This window comes from Niabella beijingensis (genome assembly GCF_020034665.1).
Lineage (GTDB): Bacteria > Bacteroidota > Bacteroidia > Chitinophagales > Chitinophagaceae > Niabella > Niabella beijingensis.
In genome coordinates this window covers 3518376-3540983 of record NZ_JAIQDI010000001.1, presented here as the reverse complement: position 1 = coordinate 3540983, position 22608 = coordinate 3518376, and the positions used below count along the sequence as shown (strand labels likewise).

The 22608-nt window shown below is 47.8% G+C and carries 23 protein-coding genes; 10 read left to right on the top strand and 13 right to left on the bottom strand.

The features are described 5' to 3' along the window. The first annotated feature begins 22 nt into the window (after positions 1-22). Positions 23-187, top strand: a complete 165-nt coding sequence (locus K7B07_RS14890) for a DUF6728 family protein (RefSeq protein WP_223710921.1) — start codon at positions 23-25, stop codon at positions 185-187. A gap of 33 nt (positions 188-220) precedes the next feature. Next, on the top strand, positions 221-877 hold the full coding sequence (locus K7B07_RS14885; protein WP_223710920.1) for a hypothetical protein: 657 nt from the start codon (positions 221-223) through the stop codon (positions 875-877). On the opposite strand, the gene lpxB is transcribed toward K7B07_RS14885, so the two are convergent. Both lpxB and surE read right to left on the bottom strand, forming a co-directional pair. Further along, positions 855-1997: a lipid-A-disaccharide synthase gene (gene lpxB, locus K7B07_RS14880; RefSeq protein WP_223710918.1), complete on the bottom strand. Its 1143-nt coding sequence runs from the start codon at positions 1995-1997 to the stop codon at positions 855-857. The genes K7B07_RS14885 and lpxB overlap by 23 nt on opposite strands. Then, positions 1997-2797 carry a 5'/3'-nucleotidase SurE gene (gene surE, locus K7B07_RS14875; protein WP_223710916.1) on the bottom strand — a complete coding sequence of 267 codons (801 nt, stop codon included), beginning with the start codon at positions 2795-2797 and terminating at the stop codon, positions 1997-1999. Before surE ends, lpxB begins: the two co-directional genes overlap by 1 nt. A 130-nt stretch (positions 2798-2927) precedes the next feature. On the opposite strand from surE, the gene K7B07_RS14870 reads away from it, so the two are divergent. The 5 genes from K7B07_RS14870 to K7B07_RS14850 all read left to right on the top strand — a co-directional run bounded on the left by K7B07_RS14870 (position 2928) and on the right by K7B07_RS14850 (position 8725). Continuing rightward, complete coding sequence (locus K7B07_RS14870) at positions 2928-3539, top strand: hypothetical protein (protein WP_223710914.1); 612 nt, start codon at positions 2928-2930, stop codon at positions 3537-3539. Positions 3540-3559: 20 nt separating this feature from the next. Next, positions 3560-3847 (top strand): winged helix-turn-helix domain-containing protein, encoded by a 288-nt coding sequence (locus tag K7B07_RS14865; protein WP_223710913.1) that lies wholly within the window; start codon positions 3560-3562, stop codon positions 3845-3847. Between the two features lie 42 nt (positions 3848-3889). Then, positions 3890-5266 carry a DUF4153 domain-containing protein gene (locus K7B07_RS14860; protein WP_223710911.1) on the top strand — a complete coding sequence of 459 codons (1377 nt, stop codon included), beginning with the start codon at positions 3890-3892 and terminating at the stop codon, positions 5264-5266. A 146-nt stretch (positions 5267-5412) separates the two neighbouring features. Continuing rightward, positions 5413-5943, top strand: a complete 531-nt coding sequence (gene xrtK, locus K7B07_RS14855) for an exosortase K (protein ID WP_223710909.1) — start codon at positions 5413-5415, stop codon at positions 5941-5943. Beyond that, entirely contained in the window at positions 5927-8725 is a 2799-nt protein-coding gene (locus K7B07_RS14850) for an MSEP-CTERM sorting domain-containing protein (RefSeq protein WP_223710908.1), read from the top strand. Before xrtK ends, K7B07_RS14850 begins: the two co-directional genes overlap by 17 nt. A gap of 88 nt (positions 8726-8813) precedes the next feature. On the opposite strand, the gene K7B07_RS14845 is transcribed toward K7B07_RS14850, so the two are convergent. From K7B07_RS14845 to K7B07_RS14820, 6 genes are all read right to left on the bottom strand, one after another. Beyond that, on the bottom strand, positions 8814-10028 hold the full coding sequence (locus tag K7B07_RS14845; RefSeq protein ID WP_223710906.1) for an exo-beta-N-acetylmuramidase NamZ family protein: 1215 nt from the start codon (positions 10026-10028) through the stop codon (positions 8814-8816). A gap of 51 nt (positions 10029-10079) precedes the next feature. Beyond that, positions 10080-10553 (bottom strand): OsmC family protein, encoded by a 474-nt coding sequence (locus K7B07_RS14840; RefSeq protein ID WP_223710904.1) that lies wholly within the window; start codon positions 10551-10553, stop codon positions 10080-10082. 8 nt (positions 10554-10561) lie between these two features. After that, a complete protein-coding gene (locus K7B07_RS14835) occupies positions 10562-10936 on the bottom strand; it encodes a VOC family protein (RefSeq protein WP_223710902.1) in 375 nt (124 codons plus the stop codon). A gap of 64 nt (positions 10937-11000) precedes the next feature. Next, positions 11001-11339, bottom strand: a complete 339-nt coding sequence (locus K7B07_RS14830) for a DUF4177 domain-containing protein (RefSeq protein WP_223710901.1) — start codon at positions 11337-11339, stop codon at positions 11001-11003. A 63-nt stretch (positions 11340-11402) separates the two neighbouring features. After that, positions 11403-11897, bottom strand: a complete 495-nt coding sequence (locus K7B07_RS14825) for a GNAT family N-acetyltransferase (RefSeq protein WP_223710899.1) — start codon at positions 11895-11897, stop codon at positions 11403-11405. A gap of 27 nt (positions 11898-11924) precedes the next feature. Continuing rightward, positions 11925-12230 carry a chorismate mutase gene (locus K7B07_RS14820; RefSeq protein ID WP_223710897.1) on the bottom strand — a complete coding sequence of 102 codons (306 nt, stop codon included), beginning with the start codon at positions 12228-12230 and terminating at the stop codon, positions 11925-11927. 97 nt (positions 12231-12327) lie between these two features. Between K7B07_RS14820 and K7B07_RS14815 the strand changes: the two genes are divergently transcribed. Continuing rightward, entirely contained in the window at positions 12328-12651 is a 324-nt protein-coding gene (locus K7B07_RS14815; protein ID WP_223710896.1) for a DUF3817 domain-containing protein, read from the top strand. A 122-nt stretch (positions 12652-12773) separates the two neighbouring features. Here the strand turns inward: K7B07_RS14815 and K7B07_RS14810 are convergent, their stop codons facing one another. Then, a complete protein-coding gene (locus K7B07_RS14810; RefSeq protein WP_223710894.1) occupies positions 12774-15302 on the bottom strand; it encodes an ATP-dependent Clp protease ATP-binding subunit in 2529 nt (842 codons plus the stop codon). Between the two features lie 93 nt (positions 15303-15395). Here K7B07_RS14810 and K7B07_RS14805 point away from each other — a divergent pair, with 93 nt between their 5' ends. Next, positions 15396-15800, top strand: coding sequence for an STAS domain-containing protein (locus K7B07_RS14805; RefSeq protein ID WP_338041272.1), 405 nt, complete (start codon positions 15396-15398; stop codon positions 15798-15800). A gap of 29 nt (positions 15801-15829) precedes the next feature. Further along, positions 15830-16735 (top strand): ribonuclease Z, encoded by a 906-nt coding sequence (locus tag K7B07_RS14800; protein WP_223710892.1) that lies wholly within the window; start codon positions 15830-15832, stop codon positions 16733-16735. 113 nt (positions 16736-16848) lie between these two features. On the opposite strand, the gene K7B07_RS14795 is transcribed toward K7B07_RS14800, so the two are convergent. From K7B07_RS14795 to K7B07_RS14780, 4 genes are read right to left on the bottom strand one after another with little or no spacing between them, the layout of a single operon-like run. Then, entirely contained in the window at positions 16849-18075 is a 1227-nt protein-coding gene (locus K7B07_RS14795) for a hypothetical protein (RefSeq protein ID WP_223710891.1), read from the bottom strand. 13 nt (positions 18076-18088) lie between these two features. Next, entirely contained in the window at positions 18089-19435 is a 1347-nt protein-coding gene (locus K7B07_RS14790) for a glycoside hydrolase family 2 TIM barrel-domain containing protein (protein ID WP_223710889.1), read from the bottom strand. A 6-nt stretch (positions 19436-19441) separates the two neighbouring features. Then, positions 19442-21097: an FAD-dependent oxidoreductase gene (locus tag K7B07_RS14785; RefSeq protein WP_223710887.1), complete on the bottom strand. Its 1656-nt coding sequence runs from the start codon at positions 21095-21097 to the stop codon at positions 19442-19444. A 38-nt stretch (positions 21098-21135) separates the two neighbouring features. Beyond that, the gene (locus K7B07_RS14780) at positions 21136-22518 is read right to left on the bottom strand and encodes a glycoside hydrolase family 2 TIM barrel-domain containing protein (RefSeq protein ID WP_223710886.1); all 1383 of its coding nucleotides are present in this window, start codon (positions 22516-22518) and stop codon (positions 21136-21138) included. Between the last annotated feature and the right edge of the window lie 90 nt (positions 22519-22608).

Here is a 22608-nt window from a genome sequence, read left to right as displayed (position 1 = left end):
TACTTTTTAAAGCAGCAAATACATGGGCATCTGGGATCAAATAGCCGAATATTTATTTTTAAAAAAGAAAGACCCGGCCCGCCCGAAAAGTAAATGGGTGGGCTATATGCACGGCATCAACCGGCTGAGTCTTTTATTGTTTCTTATCGCTATTATTATTATCATTATAAAATTATTGCGCCGTTAAAATCCCCCACAGATCGTTTCGAATAAAATGCTGATGAAAAAACCAATCCTTTTACTGCTTCTTATCTGCCTTTATGTATCCGGGAGGAGTCAGAAACCTTTTATACAAGAGCTGCTGAACACAGGCTCCATCGAATTTCCGGAAAAACCGGAAGCAGATTCGGTTGAAGGTGTGCTGACCTACTCGCAGCTTACAGACAGTGCCAATTATATTGTTGCAATGACTGATTTTGCAAAATCAATCCCGGATCAGCGCCCGGTAACCAATGTAAAAGCCTATTACAACAGCCTGATCCAGGCACTTAGAAAAAAGAACCTGGGAAAAATCTCATTGGTGCAGCACTGTACTGTAAACGGCTTTCCCGGCATCGACTATGAAATAACCTCCAAAAAATACTCGGATGTTCCCGTTACTTCAATAAGCAGGACCGTGTTGGTCAACAATGTATTGATCGCTGTTGCATTAAATGTACGTGCCGATCAGAAGTCCGCCTATACCGCCCGGAAGGACCGCTTCTTCCGCTCCCTGACCATAACCGCTCCCAAGCCGCCATCAGCCGCGGAAAGGATCGGGTACAAATTGGGATGGATCATTGGCAAATTCGGAAGTATTGCGTTGCTACTGGCAATTGGCGCCGGTATTGTTCTTCTTTTTAAAAAGAAAAAAGCTAAGTCTTTACCAATTGAGTGATAATTTCTGCTGCTTTTCGGGATGCATTGCCTTCTGCTGCCAGGATCCGGTGCAAGGCTTCATAATCCTTCTTTAACGCCGCTTTCCGCTGCTCATCGAATAACAAAGCAGTCAGTTCGGTAATGATATTTGCTGTGTTCATTTCTCCCTGTATCAGTTCTTTTACTACCGGTTTGTCCATGATCAGGTTCACCAGGGAGATATACTTGATACTGATCACGCGTTTTGCGATCTGGTAACTGATCTCGGAGCCTTTGTAACAAACCACTTCCGGAACCCCGAACAGGGCGGTTTCCAGCGTGGCTGTGCCGGAGGTCACCAGTGCAGCGGTGGACTGCAACAATACATCGTAGGTACGATTATTAACAATACTTACATTGGGATACTCCCGGGTGAATTGCTGGTAAAAACTATTCTCCACCGCCGGTGCCTGCGCCACCACAAACTGGTAATCCGGAAATTCCCTGCTTACAGCCAGCATTACAGGCAGTTTTTTTTCAATCTCCTGTTTGCGGCTGCCGGGCAGCAATGCGATCACCGGTTTGGTTACCGGCGCGCCATCGGCGTCTTTTATTACAAGATCTGTTCCGGCTTTCTTTTTCCGTTCGATCTCCTCGATCAGCGGATGTCCTACATAGTCCACTTCCCAGTTCCACTTTTGCCGGTAATAGGCTTTTTCAAAAGGCAGGATCACCAGCATTTTGTCGATACAGCGTTTCATCATTTTTACACGCCCCTCTTTCCATGCCCACACCTGGGGCGAAATGTAATATACCACGCGGATGCCCTGCTCCTTTGCCCATTTGGCGATGCGGAGGTTAAAGCCCGGATAGTCCACCAGGATCAGCAGATCCGGTTTAAAGGCCAGCACATCTTCCTTACAGAAACGGAGGTTGTTCAAAATGGTTTTGAGGTTCATCACTACTTCCACAAAGCCCATAAATGCCAGCTCCCGGTAATGCTTTACCAGCTTCATTCCTGCGGCCTCCATCTTATCGCCGCCCCAGCCGCGGATCTCGCAGCCGGGCACCTGTTGTTTTAATGCTGCAACAAGATTACTCCCATGAAGATCGCCGGAGGCTTCTCCCGCAATAATATAATACCTGGGATGACTGCTCATTATTTCGACTCCTCCCAGTCCTTTTCCAGTTTCTGTTTCAGACTATAATCGGTAAGATCAAATTGTACCGGTACCACGCTTACATAGTTGTTCGCCAGCGCCCAGACATCCGTATCCTTTGATTTATCGAAATTTACAAACTCCCCCGTGAGCCAGTAATAGTTGCGCCCATGGGGATCTTTCCGCTCGATAAATTTTTCCTGGTATTTGGCGTAGGCCTGTTTGCAGATCTTGTAGCCCTTCAACTGCTCAGGCAACGCTTTGGGGATGTTCACATTCAGGAGGAAATGTTGCGGCAGTTTTTTACGGAGCATTTTCTCTACGATGAGCCGGGCATAGTGCCGGGAAGCCGTGAAATCCGGTTCCGCTCCATAATCCAGCAATGAGAATCCCACGGCGGGAATACTTTCGATCGCCGCTTCCATTGCGGCAGACATGGTACCGGAATAAATTACATTGATGCTGTGATTGGCACCGTGATTGATTCCACTGATACAAATGTCTGGTTTGCGGTGCAGGATCTTATCCACGGCCAGCTTTACACAATCAACCGGGGTTCCGGAACAGGAAAAGGCCCTTATTCCTTCAAACAACTCCACTTCATACAGGCGCAGCGGATGACCGATGGTAATGGCGTGTCCCATTCCCGACTGCGGCTTGTCCGGCGCCACCACAACAATTTTCCCCAGCCCCCGTACGGCTTCCACCAGGTTACGGATACCGGCGGCGGCAATACCGTCGTCGTTGGTTACCAGGATGATGGGCTCTTCTTTTTTTACTGTTTGCTTTTTGTTTGCCATAGAGTGCAAAAATAACTGAAAACGGGCAGCGATCAGCGATCAGCATTTGGCAACCAGCGGTCAGCTGGTAAAATAAATTTGGTGGTTTAAAAACCAAAGCTTTAACTTTGTATTTCAAAGCACTTTTAAAATGAATGATCCAAAAGATGATCTGCAGCACATCCGTCAGATGATGGAACGGTCGTCGCGGTTTATCTCGCTGAACGGCTTATCCGGCGTGGCGGCGGGACTGATTGCACTGGCCGGTGCCGCCATCGCTTACTGGCTGTTCCGCCAACATGATATTGATTATTTTGGCGAAAGCCGGTATGAGTACAGTTATTCGCTGGAATTGAAACTCCTGGTGCTGGCAATTGTGATCCTGGTGGCTGCCATAGGTGCCGGCATCCTTTTCACCATTCAGAAAAGCAAACGGAACGGACTAAAGATCTGGAACAATACCACAAAGCTTTTACTGGGTCAGCTGCTGATACCACTCGTTGCCGGGGGCCTGTTCTGCCTGGCATTGTTCTACCATGGGTTGTTCGGACTGATCGCGCCGGCAACGCTGCTCTTTTACGGACTGGCACTTATCAATGCTTCGCGCTATACGTTTTCCGACATACAATACCTGGGCTATTGCGAAGCGCTGCTGGGAATCATAGCCTCCTTCATTCCGGGATACGGACTGGTATTCTGGGCGTTGGGTTTTGGGGTGTTGCACATCATCTATGGACTGCTGATGTACAAAAAATATAAATAAGCAGCTTTGCGGAGGATATCATGAGTATTATTGAAAAACTGAATAAAGATTTTGAAAGCAGGGTCCGCCTCGGGATCATGTCGGTCCTTGTGGTGAACAGCTGGGTGGATTTTCTTGAAATGAAGGAACACCTGGGTGTCACCGACGGTAATCTCGCCAGTCATATCACCGCATTGGAGGCCAAAAAATACATAGAAGTAAAAAAAGAATTTGTTGGCAAAAAAACCCGCACGTCCTACAAGGTAACAAAGAGCGGTAAAGAATCATTTGTACAGCACATCAACGCACTGGAGCGTTTATTAAAATAAATTTTTTTATCCATTTACTTTGAAATACAAAGCACTTTTAAAATGAAAAAGAATCTTTTTTTGCTCGCCGGAACCGTCCTGTTCGCTTTTCTTTTCTACAACCAGGAGATGGGCCTCAACTTCAGCCTGTTTGCCATTTTCATTTATACCGCCATCCGGTCCTCCGCTCCGGCTATCCGCCGCGCCCCTTTTTCCGGGTGGCTTACCGCCGCATTAGCAGTAACTGTAGGCACCTTCACCTGGTATGGCGGGCCGCTGCCGTTCCTGACACTGTTTGCCACCCTGGTTCTTATTGCCTGCAGGGCCTATGCGCCATCCATGCACATGCTGCTGGTACCTTTCTCCGGAGCTCTGAATTTTGCCAGCTTTATTTTCCGGGCGCCCCTGTTAGCTACCTGGCTGCCGCTTAAAACGCTTTCGCTCGGGCAATTCTATAAGAAAGTGATTTATTATTTCCTGATCCCCGGTACGCTTGCGGTAGTATTTCTCATCGTTTACAGTTCAAGCAGCTCACTGTTCCTTTCCTTTTTCCGTCTCAACTGGAATCCCGACCTGTTCCAGATCTTCATATTGAGTGGCGTCGGGTTTTTTATTACATTCAGCCTGCTGCATTACTGGGTACCCGATATGCTGCTGGAGTACAACAACCGTATACAGGATCATTTTTCAGATACCGCTGCTGAAACCGGCACCGATCCCAAATCCGCCGATGCCGCCTTCTACCGTAAGAGCGCAGAAATATCGCTGATCGTACTCAATGTGCTGATCACCGGCTTTATCGTTACCTACTGTATTGAACAGTTTGAAAAAAGTCCATCCGGCAACCTGAGCAAGGAATTACACGAGCGCGTCTACCTGCTCATTTTTTCTATCCTCATGGCCATTGCCGTTATTATGGTCTTCTTTCAGGGCAAGCTGAACTTTGATAAAAAGAACCGGGCACTGAAGGACTATGCGTTTCTCTGGATCGGCCTGAACGCGGTACTGATCCTTGTGGTGGTATTAAAGAACAACCAGTATGTAACCGCCTACGGACTAACCTTTAAAAGGATCGGGGTTTATATATTCCTGCTGCTTACGGCCCTCGGCCTGTGGTTCACCATGCTGAAAATAAAGCACCGCAAAACCAACAGCTATCTGCTGAGCCGTATGGTATGGACGGGCTATACCGCCCTGGTAATAGGCTGCGCCGTCAATTGGAGCTGGATCGTCACAAAATATAACCATTCAAAACAAAGCACCTGGGACATCGATTATGTAAAAGACCTGCCTTACAATAAACAACTCCTCTATGATATTTATATGAAAGATGCGGCACCGGAGGAAAAACAGCAATTTCTCCAGACCATCGAAACCGAAAAAAACAGGCCGTTGCTATCCCGTCATTTATATTATCAATTTATACAGTTACAGCCATGAAAGCGTATAATCTTTTAATTCTTATCACCCTGCTGGCTACCATCGTTATCCTTACAGTTATTGTACTAAGTAAATAGCAGCAGCGGTCTTGTTTCACGTCCACCGGTGTGATACCATTTTAAAAACACAGTAACTATTCATTCATCATGCAAACCAGAGAAAAAATTATTTTCACCGTATTGGGAGGTCTGCTCCTTGCCGGTTTAAAATTGCTGCTCCGGTCGACTGATATACAGCAGCAGCTCTTTCTTCTTGCACCGGTCAGCACCATTGTTGAAATTGCCAGCGCTCACAAGGCACAGTTCATACCCGGCGAAGGTTTCTTTTTCCCCGATCTAAATGTGCTGATCAACAAATCCTGTTCGGGCGCTTCTTTTATGCTTACAGCCCTGCTGCCGGCAGGCTACCTGTTGCTGAAGTATGCCGGCTCTATTAAACAGCTTTTAAAAATGCTGCCATTAGCGCTGCTGACCGTATACCTGACTACGATCCTGGCCAACACCTCCCGCATTTTGACCGCAATCGGGTTAAAACAAACAGGACTCATACTTAATAACACGACATCTCTGCACGAATTACAGGGTGCGGCCATTTACCTGTTTTACCTGACAACCGCCTGCCTGCTGGCAGAAAAATGGTTTCATTCAAAATTCAAGACCTATGAAAACGCTGCTTAGTCCTAAATGGATACTGTTGCTCCACACACTTCCCGTTATTGTATTATCCATCCTTTACCGGCGGGACTATCTTGTGATCAAAAGCCTGCTGAGTGAAGAACAGAAAGCATTCTGGCTGGATTACGGTATATTGTTGTCCTGTCTTACTATTGCAGACGCCGCATATGCTATCATTGCCGTCCGGCGCAGGAAACTAATACTGCTTTCTTACAGTTTCATTTCTTTCCTGCTGCACCTGTCCTTTGTTTATTTCAGTTTATACAATACCGAGTCTCTGTTTCCCTCTGGACTTCCCCAATGGATGGTCAGCAGTACCGCTTCATTGTATACCGGAACCTTCCTGATGCCTGCAATGGTTCATACACTCCTGCTCATCGTTATTTACTGCACCCGTCATGTCCAGAAAAGGAACCCCTGGTTGAATTTTGGTGCGGCGATCCTGATCCCGGTCATTGCATATATTTTCATCCAAGTTATTTTACCAACCTGGAACTATGAAACAGCCCGCAACCATTTCGCAGTGCATGTGTTAAATATTATCTATATCGCGCTGGTTATACTGCTGCTTTTTTTTCTTTTTCGTTTCCTGTATATTTTACTGAACAAAAAAGGGAAATGGTTCCTGACCACCCGACTGATCTGGATCATTCTTATCGGCATAGTGCTGCCTGTTACCGGACTTTCTGTTAACGAAAAAAATGGCAATTTCTTCGGAGACTTTACACATCCCTGGTTCTATATACTTGCGATCTTCAATGGGCTGCTGCTCTGTTTACCTGAAAAACGAAACCGGTATTGCCAGCTGCTTCTATTCTCCGGCCGTTGTTTAACCCTATGCTACACCATCTATTTCTTCTTTGTTTTTCTTCCCCTGCTGCCACTTTCCGTAGCCGCTATTGTATTATATGGAGCAGGATTTTTAATGCTTACCCCCGTTGCACTTTTCTGTATTCACATTCATAAACTGACAGTGTCCTATCAGCAGCTAAGGAAGCAGTTTGCCTGCCTGACCTACCCGGGCCTGGCAGCAGGTCTGATCATTCCCGTGCTGCTCTTCAGCTCTTATGTTTCCGACAGGATCAACCTTCATCAAGCATTGGAATATGTTTATACCCCGGATGCTTCAAAAAAATATTCCATCAACAGGAAAGCATTGTCAACAACACTGGATGTGATCCGGCAAAGCAGTTCCCGGACAGGGCGCTCCATAACCAATGAACGGCAACCCTACCTGTCTGCTATTTATACCTGGGCGGTGTTAGACAATCTTTCCCTGTCAGAGGACAAAAGCAAGCGGCTCCGGCAGGTCTTTAACGGCGACAGCATAACTGTCACCACCCCGGTGATCGCCGGCGACTCAACGGTAAAGCTGACCAGCCTGGATGCCACGTCCCGCTATTCCCCGGATGCAGCGGCCTGGCTGAGCACCGTAACAATTGAGCTCACCAATACATCCGCGGCCACCGGGGAATATGGGACCAGCTTCCGTCTGCCTGCCGGGTGTTTTGTAAGTGACTATTTCCTGTATATCGGCAACAGGAAAGAACAGGGTACCCTAGCGGAAAAGCGAACAGCACAATGGATCTTTAATCAGATCCGGAACGAGAAAAGGGATCCTGGCATCCTCTACTATAAGAATCCGGAAGAACTTTCCCTGAAGGTTTTTCCTTTCGCCGCAAAAGAGATCCGGAAAACAGGTATACAATTTTTACACAAGGACCCCGTAACCATCCGTATCGACGGGCGTACCGTTCGGCTGGGTCGTCCCATCAAAAGCACAGACACATCGCCTGCAACAGGCCCCGTCTATCTTTCTCCAGCAGAAAAAAAGAAACTGCCAACGGTATACCGCAAGCCCTATTACCATTTCCTGGTTGATGCGTCGGCAGCTGCCGTTTCCAATGCAGCACAGCAGGAAGCAGTTCTTGACCATCTTATAAAAACACTGGGTACCCAAACCTCTGAAGGACAGATCAGCTTTGTAAGCAGCCAGGTACATACCGTAAGGGTCAGCGATCAGTGGCAGCAGGCCTTTCACAGGGTCCGGAAAGAAGGTGGTTTTTTTCTGGAACGGGCACTTCAGGAAAATCTGATCCGGTCGTATCTCTATGACAAAGGCCGCTACCCTGTCTTCGTTGTGGTTACCAACCATTTTGAGCAGGCGGTTTTAGACTCCGAACGCAAAGGGCTTTCCTTTACCTTCCCGGAAGGCGGCAGTTATTTTGTTGCATCCGGTTCCGGAAACATCCGGTCCTTTACCTTATCTGACAACCGTCCGGATACAACGGTTACCGGCATTCACTGTAATCCCGTTGCGGTGTTTGCATACCCCGATGCCATAAAGCCTGCAGCTTATTTAAACACCGACAGTGCCGCGGCGATCCTGATAAAGGAGGACTATCCGACGCCCCGCACTCAATATAAAAGGGACTGGACTTCTGCGCTGGCGCTCTACGCAAATGCTCAGGCTGCTCTGCTGCATCAGGCTTTAAAAAAGGAGGGCTGGAAAACGGATCTTAAAAACAGTTTCCAGTCGGGTATCCTTACTGCTAATACCGCCTATATGGTAGTGGAAAATGAAGCGCAGAAGGCGATGCTTTACCGCAAACAAAAAGAGGTAATGGACGGCAACAGGAATCTGGATGTGGACAATGAAACAACATCCATGAGCGAGCCCGGATACCTTTTGTGGATCATATTGCTGTTATTGCTTATAAAGAACGGGAACTGCCTGCGGAGGGCAGCAGCAGTTCAAGCACTAAAAATAAAAAGATGGTTATGAAAAGATATCGTCTGCTGATCCTTTTACCCAGCTGGCAACAACCGTGATCTTAATGTTCTTGTTACTGAAGCCAGGTGAACCACTAAGATTAAGGATACAGTAAATACCTGCTTCTGGTCTTCCTGTAGGCCGTCAACCCTTCCTCCCAGGAAGCACGGATGGCATCGGCAGACATACCGGCCATGATCTGCTTTTTAAAATCGTATACACCCGCCAGTCCGTCGATGCTCCCTATCTGGTTGCTCTGGCTGCGGTCAAAGAAGCGTTCCTTATCAGGATACGCATTGTATAGTTCGATCATCCAATCCAGGTTGATACGGCGCGTGTCCCGCAACTTTTGCACATTATAATTCCGGAGGTCAAGCCCGTAACATACCTTGTTCATATACAACGGTGTTTCGCTCATGCCGGGAATGCTTACGGGTGTAAAGGAAAAGGTATACTTCCCCTTCAGCAGCGGACTGCCAAAAACAGTAAAGGGATATTGCGTGCCCCTTCCGTGGTTCAAAATAGTCCCTTCAAACAAACAGGTAGCCGGATACAACAGGATGCTTTGCTGTGTATTCAGGTTGGGGGAAGGTTTCACCGGCAACGTGTATTCCATATCATGGTTATAGTTGGCAACAGGAATGATCCTGAGCCGGCATTTCTTTTTATTATAGGTCCATCCCTCTCCGTTGATCATCTGCGCGAACTCTGCAATGGTCATCCCATGCGCGATGGGAACCGGGAACTGCCCGATCCCTGATTTCAGGCGCATGTCCAGGATCGGACCATCCACCAGGTAGCCGTTGGGGTTGGGACGGTCCAGGATCATTAGTTCCTTATCATTGTCGGCACAGGCTTCCATCAGATCCCGGAGGGTGTTAATATTCGTGTAAAAGCGGCACCCCACATCCTGCACATCATAGATCATCAGATCCACATCTGCCAGGTCCGCCGCCGTTGGCTTTCGTTTGGCACCATAAAGCGAAATGATATTGATACCGGTAACCGGGTCCTTTTCGTCACCCACCCGGGCCCCGTTGCTGGCATTGCCGCGAAAACCATGTTCCGGTCCGAACACCTTTACGATATTGACACCCCGTTTCAGCAGACTATCCACCAGATGTTTGTTTCCAATGATCGTGGTGGGATTGGCTAAAACCGCCACCCGCTTGCCTTTGAGGTAGCTGATATATTGGTCGGTCTGATCGGCACCTGTAATAATCCCCGCGGCCGGTGCGTCTTTCTTTTTCTGATAAAGCGGCGCAGCATAGAGGCCCGCAGCAGCGCAGAGTAATCCAAAAAGCAATCCTTTCATATTTTCTCATTTGATTTAAAGCAATTCCGGCATTACCAGGTACCGTTCTTGTTATTTGACAGCGATCTCGGGTTGATGAAGTACGGGAAAATTCACCGAACTGGCAATAAAACAAAGGCCGTTGGCCGCCCTATGCAATTCCAGCGCTTTTGTTTTTTGAGAAACATCGGTTATCGTCACCACCGGGTGAAGCACCACCTCTTCAAACCTGCCACCTCCGTCTTTATTGATCTTCATACGACCTGAAGAGCGGTCTTCGTATTCTGTTACAACAATACCTGCTGCTGCACAAAGATGCAGGTACCAGAGCATATGACAGGAAGCAAGGGAGGCCAGCAGCAGTTCTTCCGGATTGTAGCGTTGTGCATCGCCCCGGAATGCGGGATCAGACGAACCGTACAACTCCGGTTTACCCGTTATGTGGATTGTATAATCCCGGCTGTATGCCTCGTATGAAGCAGTTCCTGTACCGCGGTTTCCGGTCCATGTTGTTATGATATTATAATGATGTGCGTTCCCGCTCATATCCCGTATCAACTGTTATGTGATAATAAATTTATGGTGGCGCCGTTGGGATCCTTCACAAAAAAACGGCGTACGCCCCAGGGTTCATTGGCGATGGGATAGGTAATCTCCAGTCCCAGTTCTTTTGCCTTCCGGTACATACCGTTCACATCAGACACTTCCACGGAAAGAAAGATCCGTTCGTTATTCAATACTTCCTTTTTCTGGTTTTCCAGCACATTTACCTGTGCCAGCGGATTTTTTTTTGAAGCGAACGTCAGCACCCACCCGTGGTCCATGATAATGTCCATATGGAGAAAACCCCGGTAAAAATCTTTACTTTTTTCAAGATCATCCGAATAAATATTAGGCACAATTCTGTTTATCGACATTTCCTCTTTCATGTAAAAAATTTATCCTTCCGGTTTAGCGCTTATCGCAATAATGAATTACCCAAAGATACTTCTTTTAAAATGAATCCCTGTCAGCTGTGTGCTTTCTTTTCATTACATAACTGGTGTTATAAGATTCGTTTCCCCGTGTATAGGTTGCAACCAGTTCCCATCCCTGTTTTGCCATGTAATTCAATACCTGAGCAGGGCTGCTGAAAAGACGGTTGGACCCATCGGTGTTTTTTATTTTCTTTTCCGGCACCTCCTCCATGCCATAGTCGACGGTGGCGGTAACTTTTCCGCTCATAACACGCCGGTTTACCGTTACTTCACAATAGATCGTCGTTTGTGCAGCGTCCCGGGCAGCAACAGCGGATACGGATATCATACAACAGAGGAACAGCAGGTATTTCATGTTTCAGCATTTTCACCCAATGTAATGACAAAAACATCAATGCCTGTTTTACAAATTGTTAAATTACAAATCCAGCTTATACAACCAGTAACGTTTACCGAGCCGGGGCCCGATCTCCCGCTCGATCTTAAAACCCAGGCTTTCATACAAATGGCACGCAGGACGCATCATTTCGGAAGTATGCAATGCTATCGTTGTTTCATTGCTGCTTCGCGCCAGCGCAATGCAGTCCGCTGTCAGCCGGCGACCGATACCCTTGCCGGAATGGTCCGGATGCACGGTCAGAAACCGGATATAAGACCAGTTTGCCGGATAAAGCACTGTAGGATTACCACTTGGGATCAGAAAGGTCATACCAGCCAGCTGTCCTGTGGATGTTTCACAAAGGATACTCTTGCCCGTAACCAGCAATTCCTCGTAGGTTTGTTCGTTATGGAGGGTTGCGGAAAGTTGTTCCCAGTGCTCCACACTCAGTTCACCCCGGAACTGACTCCAGGTTATAATACCCAGCTCCTTCAGCCGGGGAAGATCTGCAATATTTCCTTTTCTGTAATACACGTGGTGTCAGGGTTTCAGCGCTTCCGGTCAGGAGTTGTCCGCCTTGCAGTATTCCATTTCTTCGCGGATAAAGTAACCGATCATTGCGGTATATATTTCCGCTGCCAGTTCCGGTGCCACACCATTTTTAACGGCCAGCTGCTTTTTGGAATCGATCACTGCCGCCACTCGTTTTTCATCTCTTACGGCGTCCGGGTTGGTTTTAAATGTTGCGGCTTTTTTTACAAAGCGGCCCCGTTCGCCGATCAGGCGGATGATCTCCTCATCGATCCTGTCAATGCCCTGCCGTACCTCCTCCAGGCTATTACAATGTTCCGGAATGATTCTGTTCATGGTTTAAAAAATGAATACTAAAGATATTTCATAAATTACTCACCGGCTGTTAAACTTTTTGGCCCGTCAACTGTTTCACTTGAAAAAATATTCCCGGATGAACCGCCCGCTTAAGAATTTACGGACATTTATGCAGATCGCTTTCCTGGAAGGCATTTCCTATCTGCTTTTATTATTGGTTGCCATGCCCCTGAAGTACTTTGCCAATCTGCCTGAAGGCGTGAAATACATTGGCTGGGCGCACGGAGTCCTCTTTGTGCTTTTCTGTATTTACCTGTTAAAGGTATGGACCGAGCTGAAATGGAGCTTTGGCAAAGCAGCCCTTGCTTTTATAGCGTCCCTGCTCCCATTTGGTACATTTGTGCTGGATGCAAAACTAAAACGGGAATACCCGCAGGTAAAAACCGGTTCCTCCGTTTAGCGTTTGCTGTTATTCCGGATGACCGGGCGTTAATGTTCAGGGCCGGAATACTTTTCTATCTTATAAAAAAACACCCCGCTATGCTGCGGGGTGTGCTATAACTATAAAATCGTCATTACTGTTTATGCTTCCTGGGGGTTTTCCTTTGGATCTTTAACCGTAAAGAACAGTTTTTCTTTTTCCTTGTCAAAGTCTACCAGCAGCACATCCCCGGGCTTTACGTGCATATTGAGGATCTCTTCTGCCAGCGGATCTTCCAGGTATTTCTGGATCGCCCGGTGCAACGGACGTGCTCCAAATTGCTGATCGTATCCTTTATCAGCCAGGAAGGTTTTTGCTTCTTCGCTCAGCTCCAGGCCATAACCCAGGTTCTCTACGCGTTTCAGCACCCCTTTCATTGAAATATCAATGATACTGAAGATATTTTCTTTTGTCAGACTGTTAAAGATGATCACATCATCGATACGGTTCAGGAATTCCGGGGAGAAGGTACGCTTCAGTGCTTTTTCTATCACTGCTTTGTTTTCTTCATCCTCATTTTCAATCCTGGATGATGTGGCAAAGCCCACGCCGGCGCCAAAATCCTTCAACTGACGCACACCGATATTGGAGGTCATGATGATGATGGTATTCTTAAAATCCACTTTGCGTCCCAGTCCGTCTGTGAGCACCCCGTCATCCAGCACCTGCAATAAGATATTGTAAATATCAGGGTGCGCTTTCTCGATCTCATCCAGCAGGATCACACTGTAGGGTTTGCGGCGGACCTTTTCGGTCAGCTGTCCGCCTTCTTCGTATCCCACATATCCCGGAGGTGCACCGATCAAACGGCTTACGGTAAATTTCTCCATGTATTCGCTCATATCGATCCGGATCAGCGAATCTTCTGAGTCGAACAGGTACCGGGCGAGGGAACGCGCCAGCTCTGTTTTACCCACACCGGTAGGTCCGAGGAAGATAAAGGTACCGATGGGTTTCTTCGGATCTTTCAGTCCCACACGGTTCCGCTGGATGGCTTTCACTACTTTTGAGATCGCTTCATCCTGCCCGATCACCATTCCTTTCATGTCCTCCGACATCTTGCGCAATTTCTCGGTCTCGGCTTCCACCATCTTGCGTACGGGGATACCGGTCATAATATTGATCACTTCGGCAATGGCTTCCTCATCAATGGGATAGCGTTTGTGCTTGCTTTCCTCTTCCCATGCGGCTTTTGCCCGTTCAAGATCTTCGGCCAGTTTCTTTTCCGTATCGCGCAGCGAAGCGGCTTCTTCAAATTTCTGGCTCTTGACTACTTTATTCTTTTCTTCCTTAACATCCTCGATCTTCTTTTCCAGCTCCACGATATTCGGCGGTACATTGATGTTCTTCAGGTGTACTCTTGCACCCACTTCATCCATAACATCGATCGCCTTGTCCGGCAGCAGCCGGTCCGTAATATAGCGGTCACTCAGCTTTACGCAGGCATCGATGGCCTCATCACTGTAAGTGACACTGTGGAAGTCCTCGTATTTGGATTTAATATTATTAAGGATCTGGATGGTCTCATCCACACTCGGAGGATCTACCATCACTTTCTGGAACCGGCGATCCAGGGCACCGTCTTTTTCAATATACATACGGTACTCATCCAGTGTGGAGGCACCAATGCACTGGAGTTCACCACGGGCCAGGGCCGGTTTAAAGATATTGCTGGCATCCAGCGAACCACTGGCACCACCGGCGCCAACAATGGTATGCATTTCATCGATAAACAGGATCACATCCCGGTTCTTTTCCAGCTCATTCATGATCGCCTTCATGCGCTCTTCAAACTGGCCACGGTATTTTGTTCCGGCTACAAGAGATGCGAGATCCAGGGAGATCACACGTTTGTCAAACAGCACACGGCTCACTTTACGTTGTACGATACGCAATGCCAGCCCCTCCACGATGGCGGTTTTACCCACACCGGGTTCACCGATAAGTATCGGGTTGTTCTTTTTACGGCGGCTCAGGATCTGGGAAACGCGTTCAATTTCTTTTTCACGGCCTACAATGGGATCCAGGTTACCACTCTCTGCCAGTTTGGTCACATCCCGGCCGAAATTATCCAGCACCGGGGTTTTACTTTTGGTGGCCGCCTTGGAGCCGCCGGCTCGGGACTGCGTGTATTTTTTTTCTTCCTCGAACTCCTCTTCCCCTTCTTCGCCAAATTCGGCGCGGGTCTCTCCGGACTTTACAATACCCAGCTCCTGACGAAACAGATCATAGTCCACATCAAACTGATTTAAAATTTGTGTTGCAATATTTTCCTTGTTCTTCAAAATAGAAAGCATCAGGTGTTCGGTTTCCACCAGGCTGCTCTTCAGCGCCTTGGCTTCCAGCACGGTAACACGGATCACTTTTTCTGCCTGTTTTGTCAGCGGCAGGCTGTTGATGTTTGCGATGTTCTTACCGGTCTTGTCCTTTATCGCCAGCTCTATTTCTTTCCGCAATTCAAAAATGTCAACATTAAAGCTTTTCAGGATCCGGATAGCAGTGTTATCCCCTTCCCGGATCAGGCCCAGCAGCAGGTGCTCTGTGCCGATAAAATCATTTCCCAGGCGCAAGGCCTCCTCCCGGCTGTAGGAGATGATTTCTTTTACCTGAGATGAAAAATTATTATCCATATTTAGATAAAATGTTTATTTACAATATTAACAAATATATTTGGTACTAAATTTACTTGTAATTTAAGCATATTTATTCCAAATTCACTTTATATGCAAGTCAAAATAGATACCAAAGAGAAATTTCACGTCATCACGCCAAATGAGCCTGTTCTTTCTGCTACTATGACAGACGGAATGGATACGGCGTTGCTCCCTTTTCTGCAAAATGATGTGAAAAATGTGGTCCTGAACTTGCAGCAGGTGGAAGCTATTGATGCCGCTGCAGCGGCGAAACTCCTGCAAATACAGCAAAACTTCTATGAAAATAATGCTTCATTTGTTTCCTGTAACCTCCAGAAAAATGTAAACGCATTTTTGGCAGAAAATGAACTCGACGACCTGCTGAACACGGCCCCTACCGAAAGCGAGGCCTGGGATATTGTGCAGATGGAGGAGATCGAGCGGGAACTGCTGGATACCGAAGACATCGAGTTCCCCGACACGGGAAATGAATAACAAATAATTACGGAAAAAGTTCAGTCAGCATGTTAGGTGTAACCATCCTGGGAAATAATTCGGCTGTGCCGGCCTTCGACCGGCATCCGACTAGCCAGGTGCTCACTATGACCAACCGCAAGTTCCTGATCGATTGCGGGGAGGGCACACAGATACAGCTGATCCGTTATAAGATCCGCCGCAGCCGTATCTCGCACATCTTTATCTCGCACCTGCACGGCGATCATTATTTCGGACTTGTGGGATTATTAAACTCCTTTGCACTGCTGGGGCGCCAGCAGGAGCTGCACCTCATTGGCCCGCCGGCCCTGCAGGAAATACTGGAGCTGCAGTTCCGCCTGGCAGACACCCGCTTATCCTATCCCTTCCATTTTCACCCCCTGCAACAGCCGGGATACCTGATGACAGTGGATGATATCGAGATCAGCTGCTTCAGGACCGATCACCGTATTGAATGTTTTGGCTTTGTTTTCAGAGAACGGAAAAATCCACGTCGCATTGATCCGGATGCGGCAGCCGCCCACAACCTGCATTACAGCTGGTTTGAAAAACTGCAGCAGGGAATGGATTATACAGCACCCGACGGCACTATTATAAACAATGAACTGCTTACACAGCCAGGGCCAAAAGGCAGGACCTATGCCTACTGCGCCGACACCAAGTATGATGAATCGTTTATACCGGTATTAAAAGATGCCGACATGATCTATCATGAGGCTACTTATCTTGAGAACTTTGCCGAACAGGCCCGTGTCCGGTTCCATTCAACCTCAAAACAGGCGGCGCTGATCGCAAAAAAAGCCAACGTAAAAAAATTACTGGTCGGGCATTTCAGCAGCCGTTATGATGTGCTGGATGAATTTGAAAAAGAAACACGGGAGGTCTTTCCCAATACCGACCTGGCACTGGAAGGTGTCTGCTACCGCATGCCCTGACCGGTTAAACGTCGAATCCCAAACTTCATCCCGATAGCTACCAGAACTCAAAACTCAATTCTAATCCCGATAGTTATCGGGACTCAATTTCTCAAATCCCCATTCTTCCGTTGTTATTTTTGAATTTTAAGATCAATGGTGATGTATCCTTTATTGGAATTCTGTGATCTTGATTTTACCAATGCGATCCCGTAATTGCCCGCTGCGGTTCTGAAGGCAAATACATTTCCATCTTTTAATGCTGTTGAGGTTTCTTTTTCATCACCCGCAGCTTCATACAGCGCCTCTATCTCTTCATAATTGCTGATACCTGTAAACGTAGCGGCAGTAGCTGCTGTAAGCATTTTTATCCGTGTCGGATTCCGTACCGGCCAGCCAGCCATTGCATCAGCGCCCGATTTATAAATATTTGCCGCAACCGACTCCAGGGTTGGAGCAGTGATGTTAAACGCAAAGCTTGCACCGCTATAAAAGGTGACCAGGTCGATTTTATTGCTCGCCGCCGCCGATCCGGTTACCGGGTATACCGCTCCGGTAGCAGCGTTTAAAAAGGGGCCTGCTTCCGTACAAAGCTGTGCGCCCAGGTTTACATTATAATACTCATTTAAATTCCCGGCAATGGCTCTTTTTACCGCAAGTTTATACGGCTGCGAACGCACCAGGTTCCCGTTACCGTCCATCACCTCAAAAACAAACTCCAGCGGTGCGCCTGCTTCAGCTTCTGTAGTTTTATATGCAAACGTATACCGGTCGTGATAGGGATCTGCAAAACTGGTTTTGACATGGTCCGTCAGCTCGGTATTATCCCGGTATACCCGGATACTACGCAGCGCTATGGCAGAAGTCACGGCCACCTCAAACACCACGCTGTCACCTGCCAAAACGGTATCCGGCGCGTCATCCGGGATCGTAACAGTCATATCGGCTTTTGAAGCCTGTATGTAAACAGTATATTCTTTTACGGTTGCACGGGTGCCTGCTGCATCGTAAGCCACCACTGTAAGCAACAGGGAATTGCCTATGGTACTGTCTGTTATTTTATATGCGTACGTATACGCCACCGGCGCCGTACTTCCGGTAACCTGTAATTCACTGCCTGGCAGCGCTGCATTGTTCAGCTGCGTTACCAGTTTGCTGATGGCAAAACCGGAAGGGGGTGTTATATTCAGTTTCAGACTGATCACATCGCCGGGATGCAGGGCAGCCGGAATCGCATTCAGTGATTGAACTCCGAATGCCGGTCTTGAAAATTTTTCCACCTGAAGTCCCTCACTCTTGTTACAAGCCAGGAAGAGGAGCACTGGCAGCACAAAAGCAGTTAAATTTTTAAATCGTTTCATTGTATCCGTTTTCCTAATTAACTAAAAAGGGAATGACCGCGCTCGCCACTTTTTTATGCGTATCATCCCGAACAAAAACATACAACCGGTAAGCACCGCCTTCCGCCGGTGCTTTAAAACTGATCTGAGCCTTCTTGTTATCAGCGATCAGTCCTTCCATACCCTCCGGCAGACTTCCATCGGACGCGGCCGCTTTTTCTTTTACGATCAGCCATTCATAGGTAAGCGGATCGCCTTCCGGATCAGCGGCCGTTACCATGGCCGTATTGTTTTGTCCGTTAACCGGCAAGGTCACTGCAGCCTCCGCCTTCTTTCCGTTCAGCAGCAGATCATTACGCGAAGCAATAACCGGGGCCCTGTTTGCCGGATATTGCCCCGTCCAGGCATACTGCATGGCATCTGCAGCTTCGAAGCTGTTCTTTTTTTTATCAAACAACCCATACCAGGTCAGCACTTCGCCATGGCGCTGATATCCCCATAAAAACACAAAGGAGCCGAGGCAACCTTTATCACGGTTCGGAAGGATCTCCTGCTGATAGGCATGGAGATAGTCGGCTGCTTTTTCCGTACTTGTTTGTTCCACCAATCCGCCCCAGGGCAGTATCCGCTGTGGTTCCGGCGCCATCTGCCAGGTGCCTCTTGGTCCGAATTCTGTAATCATATACGGCTTGTTCCATCCCGCCGCCTGAAGATTGGCCGGTACGCCGGGCAAATTGGGGGCATAGCAATTGACCGACAGGATATCAATTTCCGGCGCCAGCTGCATGATATTCCGGATATGATCCACATTGGAGGTAGCCAGTGTTACTGTAGTCGGATGATTCTTATCTATTTCATGAATCATTTTTGCAATATCATTGATGGCCGTCCAAAGCCTGCGGTTGGTATAAGAGGCCTCCGCTTCGTTTCCGATGGACCAGACCAGCAATGCCGGGTGATCTTTAAAGCGGTTCACCGCTGCTTTCGTGCTTTCAAACTGTGCTTTCACCGCCGCTTCATCGTTATAATCAAATCCATCGACCTCTCTTTTGATATAAATACCAAAATTCACAAACAGCCCTACTTTATAAACACTGTCCATGATCGACTTCGTGCTTTTGGACACGCCATAAGTCCGCACGGCATTGGCACCGTAGCGGATCGCATCCTGCCAGTAGTCATTTGCAGCAACACCTTTTATATAAAAGTCGGTATCGTTTACCAGCAACCGCCATTTGTCGTTTACCCGTACGGTTTTTACAACGGAAGGCGGGCCCGGAGGACCATCATCGAATGAGGCGGCCGGGATCTGATAATGATCCTGTTTACAGCCCGCCGCAACAACAAAAAGAATATTCAGCAGAATAATACAATACTTCATAGCCTGTTAGTTTAATGAAGAGGAGGGCACATTAAGTAACTGACCGTCTTTGAGCAATTGCGCTTTCAGCCGGTCATAAGAGATCTGCTGCACCGGGCAGCGTGCATCAATTGCCAATGCTGCTGCGGTTGCCGCAGACTGGCCCAGTATCATGTATACCGGTTCCATACGTATGGTACTGTACGCCACATGTGATGCGGAAAGACAAACAGTCGACAAGAGGTTTGAACATTCGGCCTCCCGGGGTGTGATGGAATAATAACTGATGGTATAAGGTGTTGTAGGGTAAAAAATTGTTCCCTCATTTTTTAACCGCCCCGTTTCATCTACCACCCTCGACACAAAATGACAGTCGAGTGCATAGGAGCCCAAACCAATGGAATGCGTTGCAGGCTCGCGTTCTTCTTTACGTACGTTTTTTTCAGTCATTACAAATGCGCCGATCATCCGTCTTGCCTCCCGTACATAAAGTTGGAAAGGGAAATTACCGGTATCCCTGAATTCATCTTTTGGCAAACCCCATTCCCCCATCTCCTCGCGGATATGACGTGGCACCCGCTTATCATTAGCCAGGAACCAGAGCATGCCCAGGGCATAGTCTTTATGCAACTGTTCTATTTTTAACCGGGTAGCATCATCTGCTTCTGCATAATCATAACTGGCACCAAAAAAATCCAGGTGATTGGTATCTGTTTTTTTATTGGGCATGGGGGTAAGTGTAATGATCTGTTGCAATTTCTTTCCCGGATTTACCGCCAGCTCCCGCGCCAGCAGTTCGTACCATAAGGGGTTGTAGTTCTTCGGCCGGGAGATGGGCACACGGTTTCCGGCAACATTGGTAAGTGTCATCCGGTAACAATACGCCTGTACCCTTTTATCGGCTTCACCCTGTTTTCCCCAGGGAGCACCGGCAATGTACGGTAACAATCCCGACGTTGGTTTACCGGGTTTCCGGTAAGGACTGATCGGTGTGCTGTCTGATCCCAGTGTATAATTGATCCGGATGCCATTATAGTTTTCACCATATTGCTGATTCGATTCCCTCCCTACTGTATAAGAAACACCTGCTTTGGCCAGCAGGTCTCCTTCATAGCTGGCATCAATATACATGGCAGCCTGTATCACCATTCCTCCTTTCACGACGATATTCTTAATTGTGTTCCCCTGCTTCACTACCTTTTCAGACCGGTCGAGACGGTGATTGAACAACACTTCAACGCCGGCTGTCTTCAACATTTCCCGCATGATCCTTTCAGCAACGGAAGACTCATAGACCCATTGGATTTTCCGTTCCTCATTTTTACCCTTGTAGGTCCGTTTTAATGTAGATTGCATGAACGAGTCTCTCGACTGGTATTTCCAGACAGGGGGTTCCAGGTAATAATCGTAAATGCGGCTGTAAAACTCCTTTGTCACTCCGCCAACAAGGTCATTACGGTTCATGTCGGTAGCTGTAAGTCCGGAGGTGGCCAGTCCGCCCACATGCCCGTCCTTTGCGATCAGTATCACTTTTTTCCCCATACGGGCTGCCTGTATCGCGGCAATCACTCCCGAAGCCGAAGCACCGTATACACAAACATCATAGGTTGGCGGCGCTGCAGCCGCCCACCTCAGGCAACACAAAAAGAAACATGCGGTCAGTTGAAAAAATTTTAAATTCATCAGTAGCTGTATATTTTAATGTCAATAAAAGAAACTGTTTAAAGTAGCCGGAACGGAAGACAGGCACTGGCGATATGATTGTGATCATCTTTGGCAAACCCGTACAACCGGTACTTTCCCGCAGTTGCAGGCGCTGTTACTGTTACCGTATTCGTAGCGGGGTTATAGGACACGGTACCCGGAAGCCCGGGATAGGTACCCGGCACCGACAGATCAGGATTAATGGCTGCCTTTTCCTTCACTACTGTCCATTCATAGGCTATGGGATCGCCTTCCGGGTCCGTTGCGATCATATTGCCGGTATAATTCTGCCCGGCAGTGAGCGTTACATTGTCATCTTCGGTCTTGCCTCCTAATGTAATGTGATTGCGGCTTCCGGCGATCTGCGGGGCACGGTTGGAGGGAAAGGCTCCCGTCCATTGATACTGCAATGCTTCCAGCGCACCAAATGCGCGGTTCTCCCTTGAACGCATTCCATACCACATAGGAACAGCACCCTGCCGCTGATATCCCAGCACAAACGCATATCCGCCCAAACAGGCATGGCCCATGTTTACATCGATATAAGCACCCCACTTGCTCTTATAATCATTGGCCTTGGAGGTACTGCTTTTTTCATGCAGGGTTCCGAATGAAGTAGTATCATGAGACTCCCATGTGCCGGCAGGACCAAACTCCCCGATATAGTAAGGCTTGTTGATATTAGAGGTCAGTACATTATTATGAACATTGCCAAGCGCACTGTAAGCATTGATGCCCACACAATCCAGATCGGGCGCACGCAGCGCCACATTGTTCAGTGTAGTGATGCTGGAACCGGAAAGAATGGTGCTGGTAGGATGATTAGGGTCCTCCGCATGTATCATCCGGGAAATAGCATCTACCGCATCCCAGCATTTAAGATTCGAATATCCGCTGTTAAGCTCATTACCAATGGCCCACATTAATAAAGCAGGATGGTTACGGTATTGCTGTACCCAATATTTAAAATCCTGCAACTGTAAATTCACAGCAGCCGTATCGTTATAATCAAAGCCGTCGCTTTCGTGTTTTGCATAAAGACAAAGAATAACGGTCAGTCCCTTCAGTTGTGCCGAGTCCAGCAGCCCCTGCGTATCAGCATCCACACTATATTGCCGGATGGAGTTGGCGCCGTATGCATTTATATTGAACCAGTACCGGTTCGGAAGCTTATTGCTCACTGCAGCTCCTTTTATAAAATAAGAAGATCCGTCCACCAGCATCTTCCAGGTGCCGCTTTGGTTCACGATCTGAACATTGCGTGGTACATTAGCCAGCGAACCGGCAGCCGGCATGGACAAGGCGGTGTCCTTTGGATCAACCAGAACGTTTTTCTTTTGACATGCAAAAAGAAAAAGAGTAGCCAGCGAGGCGGTGATGATTGCGTTTCCTTTTTTCATGATATTTTTTATTTGTTAATGGATTTCAGAAACACTGATTGTTTATGACAATAGTTACCCTGCCGCTTTTCGCAGCGTTGTTATAACTAC